Source organism: Gordonibacter urolithinfaciens, from assembly GCF_900199375.1.
Lineage (GTDB): Bacteria > Actinomycetota > Coriobacteriia > Coriobacteriales > Eggerthellaceae > Gordonibacter > Gordonibacter urolithinfaciens.
Map to the genome: position 1 here is coordinate 2,924,966 of NZ_LT900217.1, position 13,298 is coordinate 2,938,263.

The 13,298-nt window shown below is 67.7% G+C and carries 13 protein-coding genes; 11 read left to right on the forward strand and 2 right to left on the reverse strand.

Translation table 11 applies throughout. The annotated features are described in order from the left end of the window. Positions 1 to 75 precede the first annotated feature (75 nt). The 5 genes from BN3560_RS12525 to BN3560_RS12545 all read left to right on the forward strand — a co-directional run bounded on the left by BN3560_RS12525 (position 76) and on the right by BN3560_RS12545 (position 5,083). Complete coding sequence (locus BN3560_RS12525; RefSeq protein WP_087190546.1) at positions 76 to 828, forward strand: HAD family hydrolase; 753 nt, start codon at positions 76 to 78, stop codon at positions 826 to 828. Positions 829 to 1,026: 198 nt separating this feature from the next. Beyond that, a complete protein-coding gene (locus tag BN3560_RS12530) occupies positions 1,027 to 2,658 on the forward strand; it encodes a ribonucleotide reductase subunit alpha (protein WP_096228309.1) in 1,632 nt (543 codons plus the stop codon). Positions 2,659 to 2,663: 5 nt separating this feature from the next. Continuing rightward, positions 2,664 to 3,212 (forward strand): RrF2 family transcriptional regulator, encoded by a 549-nt coding sequence (locus BN3560_RS12535; RefSeq protein ID WP_096228310.1) that lies wholly within the window; start codon positions 2,664 to 2,666, stop codon positions 3,210 to 3,212. Next, positions 3,203 to 4,078, forward strand: coding sequence for an HhH-GPD family protein (locus BN3560_RS12540; RefSeq protein ID WP_087190651.1), 876 nt, complete (start codon positions 3,203 to 3,205; stop codon positions 4,076 to 4,078). Before BN3560_RS12535 ends, BN3560_RS12540 begins: the two co-directional genes overlap by 10 nt. 426 nt (positions 4,079 to 4,504) lie before the next feature. Further along, positions 4,505 to 5,083: a manganese efflux pump MntP gene (locus BN3560_RS12545; RefSeq protein WP_096228311.1), complete on the forward strand. Its 579-nt coding sequence runs from the start codon at positions 4,505 to 4,507 to the stop codon at positions 5,081 to 5,083. 5 nt (positions 5,084 to 5,088) lie between these two features. Here the strand turns inward: BN3560_RS12545 and pheA are convergent, their stop codons facing one another. Further along, positions 5,089 to 5,940 (reverse strand): prephenate dehydratase, encoded by an 852-nt coding sequence (gene pheA, locus BN3560_RS12550; protein ID WP_087190550.1) that lies wholly within the window; start codon positions 5,938 to 5,940, stop codon positions 5,089 to 5,091. 364 nt (positions 5,941 to 6,304) lie between these two features. On the opposite strand from pheA, the gene BN3560_RS12555 reads away from it, so the two are divergent. The 5 genes from BN3560_RS12555 to BN3560_RS12575 all read left to right on the forward strand — a co-directional run bounded on the left by BN3560_RS12555 (position 6,305) and on the right by BN3560_RS12575 (position 12,131). Next, positions 6,305 to 7,588 (forward strand): hydrogenase small subunit, encoded by a 1,284-nt coding sequence (locus BN3560_RS12555; protein ID WP_087190551.1) that lies wholly within the window; start codon positions 6,305 to 6,307, stop codon positions 7,586 to 7,588. Between the two features lie 6 nt (positions 7,589 to 7,594). Next, positions 7,595 to 9,241, forward strand: coding sequence for a nickel-dependent hydrogenase large subunit (locus tag BN3560_RS12560; protein ID WP_087190552.1), 1,647 nt, complete (start codon positions 7,595 to 7,597; stop codon positions 9,239 to 9,241). 1 nt (position 9,242) lies between these two features. Further along, a complete protein-coding gene (locus BN3560_RS12565; RefSeq protein WP_096228312.1) occupies positions 9,243 to 9,941 on the forward strand; it encodes a cytochrome b/b6 domain-containing protein in 699 nt (232 codons plus the stop codon). Between the two features lie 235 nt (positions 9,942 to 10,176). Next, the gene (locus tag BN3560_RS12570) at positions 10,177 to 11,109 is read left to right on the forward strand and encodes an AraC family transcriptional regulator (RefSeq protein WP_161959468.1); all 933 of its coding nucleotides are present in this window, start codon (positions 10,177 to 10,179) and stop codon (positions 11,107 to 11,109) included. Then, positions 11,106 to 12,131: a DMT family transporter gene (locus BN3560_RS12575; protein ID WP_087190555.1), complete on the forward strand. Its 1,026-nt coding sequence runs from the start codon at positions 11,106 to 11,108 to the stop codon at positions 12,129 to 12,131. The genes BN3560_RS12570 and BN3560_RS12575 overlap by 4 nt, the downstream gene beginning before the upstream one ends. Here BN3560_RS12575 and BN3560_RS12580 read toward each other — a convergent pair. After that, complete coding sequence (locus BN3560_RS12580; protein WP_096228314.1) at positions 12,128 to 12,688, reverse strand: NADPH-dependent FMN reductase; 561 nt, start codon at positions 12,686 to 12,688, stop codon at positions 12,128 to 12,130. The two genes, BN3560_RS12575 and BN3560_RS12580, sit on opposite strands and share 4 nt — an antisense overlap. Before the next feature lie 176 nt (positions 12,689 to 12,864). On the opposite strand from BN3560_RS12580, the gene BN3560_RS12585 reads away from it, so the two are divergent. Further along, a complete protein-coding gene (locus tag BN3560_RS12585; RefSeq protein ID WP_087190557.1) occupies positions 12,865 to 13,293 on the forward strand; it encodes a viscotoxin-A3 in 429 nt (142 codons plus the stop codon). Positions 13,294 to 13,298 lie beyond the last annotated feature (5 nt).

Consider the following 13,298-nt stretch of genomic DNA (forward strand, 5'->3'; position numbering starts at 1 on the left):
GGGAGGGGCCCGGCCGCGCGCGGGCCCGCGGCCGGGCATGCGGGCCGGACCTCGTCGCGACGATGAGGATGGCCTATGTCCCGACCGGGGGAGACGAATACGGAAGAACACCAGGGCGACGGCGTGCCGTTCGCCGGCCCTGACACGGGCCGCGAGGGCACCGGGCCGGCGCGGCTCGCAGTGTTCGACTTCGACGGCACGAGCATCGAGGGCAACTCGCCCGTGCTGCTCGTGCAGCACCTCATGGAGCGCGGCATGCTGCGCAAGCGGGTGATCTTCCGCATCCTCTTGTGGGCGGCGGCCTACAAGCTGCGCCTGCCCCAGAACGAGAGCAAGGTGCGCAGCCTGGTGTTCACGGCGTTCGAAGGGCGATCGGCCGAGGAGGTGGACCGATTCCTGGCCGACTTCTACGACGAGCGCATCGCGCTTTTGTTCCGCCCCGAAGCCGATGCCGCCATGCGCGCCCATGCGGCGGCGGGCGACACGGTGGTGGTCATCTCGGCCACGTTCGAGCCCATCATCCTGCGCGCCATGGAGCACCATCCCTTCGCGTTCCAAATATCCACGCGCATGCGCAAGGCGCCCGACGGCACGTACACCCGCGAGGTGGAGGGCCTGCCCGTGGAGGGCGAGGAGAAGATAGCGGCCGTGCAGCGCTTCGGCGACAACCGCTTCGGGCCGGGGAACTGGGTGCTGGACAGCGCCTACGGCGACCACCACTCAGATCGCGCGGTGCTGGGCGCCGCCCGGCACGCCTTTGCCGTCGACCCCGACCGCCCGCTCGCCCGCACGGCCCGCGAGAAGGGCTGGACGGTTCTCGGCTGGTGAGACAGGGGGACGGGGATGACGTCTCATTCGCTTGCGGCGGCATCCCCGTCCCCCTGTCCCATCCCTTTCCATCCCGTGACGTTTTGAGGTTTTTGCGGCGCGCCCTATGCGCCTGCCCTCCAGTCCGGTAAAATGCGACTTGACCATATACAATTGCGCATCTGACAGGCGAAACATACTTGCGAAGGAGGTGGGTCCATGTTCGAGAACGCTGACGCGAACAGCTCACCAAGCCAGAACGACGAATACGGCAACTCTGCCGCCGACTACCTGCACCGTGCCGCGCAAGCTTGCGCGGCGGGCGACGCGGTGCTGGGCATGCACCTGTACCTCGCCGCCTTCGAGAAGGGGGCGCACGGCGCCTACGCGCCCGACGACGAGGCCGTGGGGGGCCTCCGCCAGGCATGGGCCCTGGCTTGCAAGCTGAAAGAGCGCTCGCTTGCCGAGTACATCTTCGAGAAGCTGGAGCCCTATCTGGCCTCCGACGAGGTGGCCGCTTGCGCCGAGCAGCTGCAGCGCCTTGCGCTCGACAAGCTGGAGGAGTTCGGGCTGACGCGCGAGGACCTGGAGGACATGACCGACATGATCTCCCAGGACTTCCTCGGCATCGATGCGCCGCGGCTCATGAAGGTGGAGCACGTCACGCTCCCGCGATCACCGCGTGCGGCGCTGCCCGACCCGGAGGAGGCGGAGGCTGCCGAGGCCGGGGACGATACGGCGAAGGCTGCCGAGAACGCCGGGGAAGCCGACAAGGACGCCGCAGCTTGGCGGCGCGAGGCGGGCGACACGAAGGGCGACCAGGGGAAGGGCGCATCTTCCGAGCATGCCTCGGCGCTCGCCCAGGCTGCCAAGGCGGTGGAGGACGCCATGGGCGCCGATGCCGACGCGCACGCCGTGGTGTCGGCGATCGAGCGCATCTCTTACGCCGATATCGTCGGCTACAACGACGCGGTAGCGCTCATGCGCGACTTCGGTCTGGGAATGCAGGACGACCCCCAGTTCCAGAGCCTTGTGGAGCTGCTCAACGCGCGCCACGGCCTGGACCGCATGCCGGCTGCCGACGCGATACTCTTCCGCTCGCCCGCCCGCGAGGACGCGAACCGCTTCATGGCGGCCACGCTCGGCGAGCTTGACATGCCGGCCATCCGCATGCGCATGGAGGAGAACCTCCAGGGCATGCCCGTGCTGTGCGTCATGGCGCAGGCCGACAACCAGCCCCAGCTCAACGCCGCGCGCAACGCCTTCGAGGGGCCGGGCGTGCTCATGCTGGAGGACTTGGACCTGTGGGCGTCGCCCATGACCGAGGGCGGCGACGACTTCGGCGGCTTCGTGTTCTCCAGCCTGTCGCGCGGCGCGCGCGAGGCTATCGGCCTCGTCCGCTCGGCGGTGGAGAACCCGGACGTGTTCGTGCTGGCCTCGGCGGCGGAGGCGGGGGAGATCGACCCGTTCTTCTACGACCTGCTGGAGCCGCTGTCCATCGTGGACATCGACTATCCCACGCCGGAGGAGCGCGTGGACATCTGGATGGAGATCGCGCGCGAGCATCCGTCGCTGCGCGGCGTGAATCGGGTCGACCTCGTGCGTCTGTCCTCCGGCATGCCCCGCTACGACATCTACATGGCGGCGCGCGAGGCCATCGAGGAAGCCTACAAGGCCAGCCTCGTGGCACGGCGCTACGTGCCCGTCACCGCAGACAACCTGTTCGACAAGCTGGCGGCATACCAGCCGCTCGACTCGGACGAGTACCGTGCCCTCGAGGACGCCGTCGTGCGGGACTTCCGCCGCGACCTCGACCATCTCGACGATCTGCTGAAAGGAACCGAGGAGTAGACTTTATGGATATCACGCGACGCTGCGATTACGCCTGCCGTATCCTCCGGGCCGCCTACAAGAGCGGCGACGCCTACGTATCCGTGTCCGACATCGCCGAGGACGAGGACATACCCTACGCGTTCGCGCGCAGTATCCAGCACGACCTGGTGAAGGGAGGCCTCATAAAGACCGTGCGCGGCGCGCACGGCGGTCTCATACTCAACTGCGATCCGGCCGAGGTGACGCTGCTGGAAGTGCTGGAGGCCATCCAGGGGCCGGTGAGCATCTCGCTGTGCGCCCTGGATCCCGACTACTGCCAGAAGCAGCCGGAATGCGCCTACAACAAGGTGTGGCAGGGCGCGGACAGGCTGCTCAACGGCTACTTCGCATCCATCACGCTCAAGGACCTGTTCGAACAGGGAGCCACCCATCCCGTGGTGGAGGGGGCCATGGGCGCGGGGGAGGCGCCCTCGCCGGACGTCGGCGCCGTCGTGCCCCGCGACGCGTCGGAGGCGCGGGCGAGCGCCTGCGCGTGCGCGCGCCGGACCTGCACGCAGGGCCCATGCCGCTGACGGACGGCCCGCGGCCCGCGTGGCCGCCCGCCGTGCCCGACCGCGAGGCGTTCACGGCGCTCGTGCGCGAGCGGGGGGCGGCTCTTTACCGCGACCTTCCGTGGCGCAACCTCGACGACCCCTACGCCGTGCTCGTGTCCGAGATCATGCTCCAGCAGACGCAGGTGGCGCGCGTGGGGCGGTTCTGGGAGCGCTTCATGGCGCTGTTCCCCACGATCGACGCGCTTGCGTCGGCCGACACGTCCGACGTTCTGGCCCAGTGGCAGGGGCTCGGCTACAACCGCCGTGCCCTTGCGCTGAAGAGGACGGCCGACCTCTGCGCCGCCGAGCGCGGCGGTCAGCTGCCCTGCACGGCCGAGGAGCTGGTGCAGCTGCCCGGTATCGGCCCGGCCACGGCGGCCGGCGTCGTGGCGTTCGCCTTCGACCGCCCCTCGCTCTACCTGGAGACGAACGTGCGCACGGTGTTCCTGCACGAGCTGTTCCCGAACCGCGAGGGCGTGAGGGATCGGGAGCTGGCTCCCCTCGTGGCGGACACGTGCCCCGAGGAGGGCGCCCGGGCATGGTATTACGCGCTTTTGGACTACGGTGCGCATCTGAAGACGCAGGTGGCGAACCCGTCGCGGCGCAGCGCCCACCATACGCGCCAGTCGGCCTTCGAGGGGTCGCGACGGCAGAAGCGCGCCGAGCTCGTGCGCATCGTGCTGGCTGCTCCGGGCATCGCCGTGCCGGAGCTGGCCGAGCGCCTGGACGCCTTCGAGCAGGCTGCCGGCCGCCCCTGCGTGGATGCGGACGTGTTCGACGGCATCGTCGCCGACCTGGTTTCCGAGGGCTTCTTCCGCCGGGAGGGCGACCTGCTCTTCGCTTAGGGGGCGGGGCGGCTATGGTCCGCGTCGACTGGGCGCCACGGGGCCGGTGTTTGCCATAGCCTCTGTTCTCGTCCACGTCTCGGCAAGCTCCTGAGCAGGTGATAGAGCATATTACGCCTGATCAGGGAAGCGGACGAAAACGGAGGCTGCGGCATGGCGTTTCCCGTCTTGGCGGCGGAAACCTGTGCTAGAATATCCGAATCCCGTGGGGGAGTAGTCGGCGCCGAAGGGTGCGGCTGCGTCAACATGCTGCTTCTTCTCGAAGCTGGCGCAACCTGAAACGACAAGACTCGCGGTGTGGCGCTCGACGCCGCACCGCTCGCTTCTGCAGCCGGTGCGCACGCGCCGGTGTTTTTTTGCCTGCAGCCCGGATCGGCGCTGCGGCGCGGCCAGGGGGATCGCGGAGAAGACGAGAGGAATACGACCATGGGATTCGCGGAGCTGTTCTTGATCGCGGTGGGGCTGTCGATGGACGCCTTCGCCGTATCGGTGTGCAAGGGCCTGTGCATGAAGCGCCTGGACATGCGCCAGGCGCTGGTCATCGCGCTGTTCTTCGGCGGTTTCCAGGGACTTATGCCGCTCCTCGGCTGGGCGCTGGGGACGCAGTTCGAACGTTACATCACGCCGGTGGACCACTGGATTGCCTTCGGCCTGCTGGCGCTCATCGGCGGCAAGATGCTGTGGGACGCCTTCCATGAGGACGACGATGAGCTGTCCTGCCCTGCCGACGGCAGGCTCGACTTGCGGGAGCTCGTCATGCTCGCCATCGCCACGAGCATCGACGCGCTCGCCGTGGGCATCACGTTCGCGTTCCTGCGCGTGGACATAGCCCTGTCCGTGGGGCTCATCGGCGCCACCACGTTCGTGCTGGCTCTCGTGGGCGTGGCCGTGGGCCATCGCTTCGGCGCGCGCTACGAGAAAGCCGCCGCCATCGCCGGAGGCGTCGTCCTCGTCCTCATCGGCACGAAGATCCTGCTGGAGCACCTGGGCATCCTGGCGCTCTAACGCCCTTAATCCACGGGGTAGCTGCCGAGCACCTTCACCTCGCGCAGCTTCAGCCTCAGGCAGTTCAAGGCGGTCTGCACGGCCAGGGCGTTCGCGCTCTCCTCGAACTCGATGAAGAACATGTAGTCGCCCAGCTGCTGCTTGGTGGGACGCGACTGGATCATGGACAGGTCGATGCCCGCGTAGGCGAACTCCGACAGTATCATGTTGAGCGTGCCGGCGCGGTTCACCTGCAGGAACAGCGCGAGCGAGGTCTTGTAGCGCTCGCCGCGGAACACGGCGGGGTGGCCCTGGCGGCCGATGAGGGCGAACAGCGTCTGGTTGCCGAAATGGTCCTCGATGTCGCGCTCGGCCACGCGCGCGCCGTGCAGCTCGGCCGCGAAGGCGTTCGCGATGCCGGCCACGTGCACGTCCTCGGCGGCCATGCGCGCGCTCTCGGCGGTGGACGACGTGGTGATCGTCGCGCGCCCCGGCAGCCGCTCGGCCAGGAAGCGCCGGCACTGCGCGAGCCCCTGGGCGTGCGAGGCCACGCAGGTCACGTCCTCCAACTTCGCGTCGGGGTGCAGCACCAGGCAGTGGTGGATGTCGAGCACGTGCTCGCCCAGGATGGAGGCCTGGCTCTTGAACGCGAAGTTGTCGAGCGTGGCCGTGACCGACCCCTCGAGCGAGTTCTCCTTCGCCACCACGCCGAACTCGCACTTGCCGCGGTCCACGGCGTCGAACACCTCGTCGAACGACGCGCATTCCAGAAGCGCGGGCTCGTCGATGCCGAGGCGCGCCGCGAAGGCGCGGGCGGCCTCGTGGGTGTAGGTGCCGGCGGGGCCGAGGTAGGCGAACACGGGTGCGGAGACGGGCATGGGGTTGTCCTTCGGTCGATGCGGATGTGCCGGTCGCTTTGCGCGCCATCTTATGATATCCTTCCGAGCGGTGTTGCCCGAGGAGTGGGTCGCTTATATGCAGGAATCCAACATTTCTCCTGTTTTTCGATGAGCGGCCTTGTATCGCACATGGTTCGAGGAGGTTGGCCCCGTTATGCGAGATTTTGCATAAAATCGCGCCTAACCTGCATAAATCATGTTACGAGTAGAGGTATCTGTAACATTTTTGTACCATTTGCGGCCCAAACGTTGCGCTCGCGTAGACGCTAAGCCACAAGAAACACTTCTCGGGGAAAATGCTAGCAGTGAATGTCAGACGAGAAGCACCTGAGGAGGTGTGCACATGGAAACAGAGGCCACGGTTTCAGAGTTTCAGGAGATGCTCTCCGCTCGCGGTGTGACGCGGCGGAGCTTCATGAAGCTTTGCGGCGCCGTTGCCGCGGCTGCCGGGCTGTCCCAGCTCGCCGCGCCGCAGATAGCGCAGGCCCTCGAGAAATCCGTGATCGGCGCTACGAAGGGGAAGCTCTACCCGGTCATCTGGATCGAAGGCGCGTCGTGCACGGGATGTACCGAGTCGTTCGCCCAGGTCGAGACGCCGGATCCCGCGAGCGTCGTGCTGGAGCTGATCTCGCTCAACTATTCGGAGACGCTTTCCGCGGCTGCGGGCTGGTCGATGGAGGAAGCCAAGGAGCAGACGATCGAGGCCGGCAACTACATCCTCGTGTACGAGGGTGCCGTGCTGGAGGGTTGGGAAGGCCAGGCGCTGCGCGTGGCCGACAAGCCCGGCACGGAGCACCTGATCGAGGCTGCGGAGAAGGCCAACGCCGTGGTGGCGCTGGGTTCCTGCGCCGTCAACGGCGGGTGGATGGGCGCCCATCCGAACAGCTCGGGCGCGCTCGGCGTGCAGCAGTTCCTGGAGAAGGCGGGCATCGATGTGGATGTCATCAACATCCCCGGCTGCCCCGCGAACCCCGAGTGGCTCGTGTCCGTGCTCGTGGACGTGATCATGCTCGAGAAGCTGCCCCCGCTCACCAACGAGGGCAAGCCCGAGGGCATCTTCGGCCAGACGATCCACGACAACTGCGAGCGTCGCGGCCATTTCGAGAACGGCGAGTTCGTCTACCAGTTCGGCTCCGAGGAGGAGGCCAAGGGGTACTGCCTGTACCCGCTCGGCTGCCGCGGGCCGCAGACGAAGTCCAACTGCGGCGTGACGCTGTGGAACAACCGCCGCAGCTGGTGCGTGCAGGCGGGTTCCCCCTGCATCGGCTGCTGCGAGGCTGCGCCGAACGATCCCGGCCACAACTGGGTCGAGGTCAACACCCCGTTCTACAAGCGCCATCGCGACCTGCGCATCGGCGATTGGATGGTTCAGCCCGGCACGATCGCGCTCGGCATCACGGGCATCCTGGCCGCCGCGCTCGTCGTGCACGGCTTCGGCATGAAGATCACGGGCCGCATGGACGGCGGCGCCGACTTCGAGAAGGTCCGCGCCTGGGACAAGAACCACCCCGACAAGGCGATCGGGAAGTACGACCTCACGCGCGACGAGGCCAAGGCCGCGTGCGAGAAGAGCAGCCGCAACGCGAACGCGAAGGCTGTCGAATCCGATGAAGAAGAAGGGAGGTAAGCCTACATGACCCGTTCAGTTATCGACCCGATCACCCGCATCGAGGGCCACCTCCGCGTGGAGATGGAGGTCACCAACGGCAAGGTCTCCGACGCCTGGGTATCCGGCGGCTGCTTCCGCGGCATGGAGATGGTCGTGGAGAACCGCACGCCCGAAGACGCCGCGCAGATCGTGCAGCGCATCTGCGGCGTGTGCCCGGTGTCGCATGCCCACTCGTCCGCCATCGCGGCCGAGAAGGCCTACGGCATCAAGATCTCGAACAACGCGCGCATCATCCGCAACATCTTGGAAGGCGCCCAGTTCCTGCACAGCCACATCCTGTGGTTCTACAACCTGGCTGCGCTGGACTACGTGAACCCGCTCAACGCCCTCAAGGCCGACGCGGCCGACGCCTACGACCTCGCCCAGGCCGCCGGCACGTCCACGAACAGCGACTTCGTGGCCCTGAAGGAGCGCCTGTCGAACTTCGCCGACAACGGCCAGCTGTCCATCTTCTCGGGCAACTGGTTCGACGCCGAGGACGGCACCGGCTACAAGCTGCCGCCCGAGCTCGACCTCATCTGCACGGCCCACTATTTGGAGGCGCTGCAGATGCAGGCCAAGGCCTCCCAGGTCTCTGCCATCATCGGCGGCAAGATGCCGCACGTCATGACGCTGATCCCGGGCGGCACGGCGTTCGTTCCCACCGACCAGAAGCTCGACGACCTCAAGTACCTCGTCGACGAGATCTACAACTGGGTCGAGGCCACGATGATCCCCGACACGCTCGCCATCGCGCCGTACTACATCGACGCGCTCAACTGGGGCAAGGGCTGCGGCCGCTACGTGGCCTGGGGCGTATTCGAGAACGAGAGCATGGAGCTCAAGGACCGCTACCTGCCCATGGGCGTCATCGACGACAAGCTCAACCTCTCCGACGTGAAGGAAGAGCTCATCACCGAGTACATGGGCCACTCCTGGTACAGGGGCGAGGAGACCTACACCTCCCCGTACTTCGTCACCGAGCCCGAGTTCACCTCCTACGACGTGAACGACCGCTACACGTGGGTCAAGTGCCCCGCTTACGACGGCAAGCCCTACGAGGCCGGCGGCCTGTCCCGCATCCTCGCGGCGTACAAGCGCAACGTGCCGTTCATCGTGGAGCAGGTAGACGGCCTGCTGGAGGCGCTGGGCGCCCCCGGCCAGATCGGCGTGGCGCAGTCCACGCTCGGCCGCACCGCCGTCCGCCAGATCGAGACGCTCTACATCGCCGGCCTCATGAAGGACTGGGTCGCCGAGCTCTGCGAGGCCGTGAAGAGCGGCGACAGCGAGTATTTCCGCGAGCCCGCCACCATCACCGGCTCCGGCACCGGCTTCTGGGAGGCGCCGCGCGGCGCGCTCTACCACTCCGAGGAGGTCAAGGACGGCAAGATCACGGGCTATCAGATCATCATCCCGACCACCTGGAACCTCGCGCCGAAGAACGCCAACGGCGAGAGCGGCCCGATGGAGCAGGCCCTCATCGGCAACCCGGTGGGCGACATCGAGAAGCCCATCAACGCGCTGCGCACGGTGCACAGCTTCGACCCCTGCACGGCGTGCGCGGTCCACATCACCGAGCCGGCGACGGGCAAGAGCTTCGAGACCGTCACGAGCCCTTGGGGGGTGAAGTAACATGGCGCACTTGGCACACTACCGCGAAGCGCATCCGATGCCCTTCGTCATCACGCACTGGATCAACCTCGTCTGCATGATCCTGCTGATCGTCACGGGCTTCAGCATTCACTTCCCGTTCTGGCCCGCGTTCATGGGCATCGCCCGCGGCGTGCACGTGTTCTGCGGTTTCATCCTGTTCATCAACTGCATCGTCCGCGTGATCATGGCCTTCTTCGTGAAGTCCTCGCCGGACGGCGGCACGCGCTACCAGGTCACGGACTACAAGACCTGGCTGCCCCAGGCCGACAACCGCCACCAGCTGGGCGCGTGGATCAAGTACTACCTGTTCCTGAAGAAGGACCACCCGCTGGGCGCCAAGCTGGGCGTTCCGCAGAAGATCAGCTACCTGGCCATCCCCATCCTCATCATCCTGATGTTCTACACGGGCCTGGCCCTGTGGGCTCCCACGATGAACATGGGCTTCTTCGCGGCCGGCACGGATCTGGTGGGCGGCCTCATGTCGATGCGCATCATCCACTACTTCATGATGTACGTCTTCATCTGCTTCATGTTCATCCATATCTACCTGGCGAACATCGAGGGCATCTCCCCGACGCTGCTCATGTTCTTCTGGAAGGAGCATGGCGGACTCGTGTACGATCCCGAGCACCACACGATCGTGGGCGACGACGACCTGCATCACGGCGAGAAGGCGTAAGCGCTCGGCATTCGCCCCGCGCATCGCGTCTCCATGAGGGAGGGGACCTGGGAAACCGGGTCTCCTCCCTTTTTCGCGGGCGGAGAGGCGTGCGCCGTCTGCCGGGCGTGCAATAACGTACAAGCGCCGCGGCGCATGCATCGACTATACTGTGCCTTTGCGAAAGGAGAGCAGGCATATGCGATGCGAAGGCGGGCGGACCGGGGGTCCGCAGGCGGCGGAGGAGCCGCGGGGCATGGACGCGCGCGAGGTGCGGGCGCTCGCACGCCCCGACGGGTCCTTCGTGGAGGTGTGCTCGCTGGCCGGGAACATCCGGGCGTTCCCGAACCACCTGCACGACCATTACGTGGTGGGAGCCCTGTACGCCAGCCGCCGCGCGCTCGCCATCAGCGCCCGCGAGCTTCACGTGCTGGAGCCCGGCGACGTGTTCCTGGTCAACCCCGGCGACCCCCATGCCTGCGACCCGCTCGACGACGAGCCGTTCGCGTACCGCTGCGCGAACGTGCCGGTGGCCGCGATGGCCGCGCTTGCCGGGCCGGACGGGGGACCGGCGGACGTGCCCGAGCGCGCCCGCGCCACGGGAGGCGCGCCGACTGCCGAGGTCGGGGCCGTTGCGGGCCCGTCCGGACGGGCCGCGGACGGTTCGGCACCCGCCGCGCCCGCGCCACGGTTCGCCGTTCCCGTGCTGCGGGATCCCGCGCTGTTCGAGCGGGCGGACGCGTTCTTCAAGCGGGGAGCGCACGAGGGAGCACCGGCGCTCGACGAGCTCGACGGTTTGCTGCGCGCCCTTCTCGACGCGGCCGACGCGGCGGCCGGCGGCGCGCGGGCGTATGCTGAGCCGGGAGGCCCCGTGGCCGCCGCACGGGCGTTCGTGGATAAGCGCTACGCCGAGCGCATCGCGCTCGAGGACCTGGCGGCCGTCGCGCGCACGAGCCGCTATGCGCTCGTGCGCGCCTTCAAGAGGGAGCTGGGCATCACGCCGGGCCGCTATATCGCGGCCGTGCGCGTCATGCACGCGAAGAGCCTGCTGGAGCAGGGCTGCACGCCCGTAGAGGCCGCCGGCCTCGCAGGCTTCGCAGACCAGGCCCATCTCGGGCGCGTGTTCCGCAACGTGACGGGGCTCACGCCGGCGCGCTACCGCGCCGCCTGCGCGGGGGATGCCTCATGAGCGCGCGCGAGGCGGCGAAGGTCGCGCGGGCGGCCGGAGGGTCGGCGGCGCGCGGGCACCTGTTCGCGCTCTTCACCGTGGCGGTGTGGGGCACGACGTTCGTGGCCACGAAAGTGCTGCTCGTGGACTTCGCGCCCATCGAGATACTGTTCTACCGCTTCCTCATAGGGTTCTTGGTGCTGTGGGCGTGCCGTCCTCGCCATGTGAGGCTGGGCGGCTGGCGCGAGGAGGCGCTCGTAGCGGCGGCCGGCCTCACGGGCGTGGTGCTGTACTTCCTGTTCGAGAACATCGCGCTCACCTACACCACGGCCAGCAACGTGGGCGTGATCGTGGCGGTGAACCCGTTCTTCACGGCGCTGCTGTCCTCGGCGCTGCTGCGCGACGAGAAGCTGCACCCGGTGTTCTTCGCCGGGTTCGCGCTTGCCATGGCGGGCATCGTGCTCATCAGCTGGGAGGGGCTGGGCACGGGCGGCGTGGTGGGCGACGCGCTTGCGGTGGCGGCCGCGGCCGTGTGGGCGTTCTACGCCGTGCTCACCCGCAAGCTTTCGCTGCTGTGCGACGACACCATCCAGATGACGAAGCGCACGTTCGCCTGGGGCCTCGTGCTCATGGTGCCGGCGCTGTTCCTGCTGGACTTCCAGTTCGGCATCGAGCGGTTCGCCGATCCGGTTGCGGCCGCGAACATGCTGTTCCTGGGCGTGGGCGCGTCGGCGGCGTGCTTCGCCACGTGGGGCATCGCCGTGAAGCTTCTGGGCGCCGTGAAGACGAGCGCCTACATCTACCTCGTGCCGGTGATCACGGTTGCGGCGTCGGTGCTGGTGCTGGGCGAGCCGCTCACGCCGCAGATCTGCGTCGGCGTCGTGCTGACCTGCGCCGGGCTCGTGCTGTCCGAGCGAGGCAAGGGCGCGCCGCCCGCGGAGGCCGCAGCGTGCGGGGACGGCTGCGCGGGCGCGGCGGGCGCGGAGGCCGCGGGTGGCGCTGGAGTCCACGGCTGCGAGGAGGCTGCGCCCGACCGGCGCTAGAGGCCCTCGCGCTCGATGAAGCGCACGAACGCCCGCGCCTGCCGCTCCAGGTAGGGTGCCGAGGAGTCCAGCGCGAGCACGCCGTCTGCGGCCTGGGTGGCAATGTGGGGGATGGCCAGGCGCGGCTGGTTCATGATCCGCGCATCCAGGAAGCTGAGCACGCCCACGAACTGCTCCTGCGCATGCGCCGCCCCGCTCATGCCGATGCTGGCGCCGGCCAGCGCCACGGGCTTGCCGGCCAGCACCTGGCCCTCGGCCTCGCTCACAGGGCGCGAGAGCCAGTCGATCAGGTTCTTCAGCGGGCCGGGGATGGCGTGGTTGTACTCGGGGCTGAACAGCCACAGCCCGTCGGCGCGCTTGACCTCGTCGCGGACGCGCGCCACGGCGCCGGGCGCAGGGTGCTCGATATCCTGGTTCATGAGCGGGACGTCGTCCCAAGCGAGCAGCCGGAAGCCTGCTTCGGGGTGCAGCCTGCCCAGCGCAGCCCCCGCGGCCTCGGCGAGCTGGCGGTTGTAGCTTCCCTGCCGAAGCGATCCGGCGATGGCGAGTATGTCCATGAGGTGCCTCTCGATCCATTAATGTTATCATCTTGGTGTCATATGATAGCACGTTTGACATGTCGCGGCTTGGATTGGCGTTGAACCGTCACGGAAAACCGCTTGGCCCCCTGCGCCTTCTGCAGGCGACGGCTTCGCTATAATAGGCGGCGATCACGAGAGCGAAGGAGATATCGGTGGCTGAATTGACGGACCAGCAGATCGCACGGGAAGAGAAGTTCCTGGAGGGTATACCGCGCCTCAACGTGGGTGCGCTGTTCCTTCCGCCCATCTGGGGGCCGGCTCATGGCATGTGGGCGGCGCTCCTGTTCTATCCCATCTGGCTGTTCGCGGACAACACGTTCTACGCGGCATGGACGGAGCGCACGCCGCTTGCGCTCATCGTGGCGGCAGCCGTTTTCGTGACGCTCACGGCGGGCACGGTGGCCTTCTCCCTCATCGGGCAGCCCTTCGCCGCGCATCGCGCCGCCTCGCGCGGCGTGGAGAAGGATGCGTACTTGCGCCGTCAGCGCGTATGGGCTGCGGTGAGCGTGGTCGCGGGTTGCGTCATGATCGCCGGGGCCACTTACTACAACCTGGCCATCCGCCCGACGTTGGGGGCGTGATGGGC

Excerpts from the sequence above, each read along its gene's own strand:
- BN3560_RS12525 (WP_087190546.1), top strand. The coding sequence starts at position 76 with ATGTCCCGACCGGGGGAGACGAATACGGAAGAACACCAGGGCGACGGC.
- BN3560_RS12530 (WP_096228309.1), top strand. The coding sequence starts at position 1,027 with ATGTTCGAGAACGCTGACGCGAACAGCTCACCAAGCCAGAACGACGAA.
- BN3560_RS12535 (WP_096228310.1), top strand. The coding sequence starts at position 2,664 with ATGGATATCACGCGACGCTGCGATTACGCCTGCCGTATCCTCCGGGCC.
- BN3560_RS12540 (WP_087190651.1), top strand. The coding sequence starts at position 3,203 with ATGCCGCTGACGGACGGCCCGCGGCCCGCGTGGCCGCCCGCCGTGCCC.
- BN3560_RS12545 (WP_096228311.1), top strand. The coding sequence starts at position 4,505 with ATGGGATTCGCGGAGCTGTTCTTGATCGCGGTGGGGCTGTCGATGGAC.
- pheA (WP_087190550.1), bottom strand. The coding sequence starts at position 5,940 with ATGCCCGTCTCCGCACCCGTGTTCGCCTACCTCGGCCCCGCCGGCACC.
- BN3560_RS12555 (WP_087190551.1), top strand. The coding sequence starts at position 6,305 with ATGGAAACAGAGGCCACGGTTTCAGAGTTTCAGGAGATGCTCTCCGCT.
- BN3560_RS12560 (WP_087190552.1), top strand. The coding sequence starts at position 7,595 with ATGACCCGTTCAGTTATCGACCCGATCACCCGCATCGAGGGCCACCTC.
- BN3560_RS12565 (WP_096228312.1), top strand. The coding sequence starts at position 9,243 with ATGGCGCACTTGGCACACTACCGCGAAGCGCATCCGATGCCCTTCGTC.
- BN3560_RS12570 (WP_161959468.1), top strand. The coding sequence starts at position 10,177 with ATGGACGCGCGCGAGGTGCGGGCGCTCGCACGCCCCGACGGGTCCTTC.
- BN3560_RS12575 (WP_087190555.1), top strand. The coding sequence starts at position 11,106 with ATGAGCGCGCGCGAGGCGGCGAAGGTCGCGCGGGCGGCCGGAGGGTCG.
- BN3560_RS12580 (WP_096228314.1), bottom strand. The coding sequence starts at position 12,688 with ATGGACATACTCGCCATCGCCGGATCGCTTCGGCAGGGAAGCTACAAC.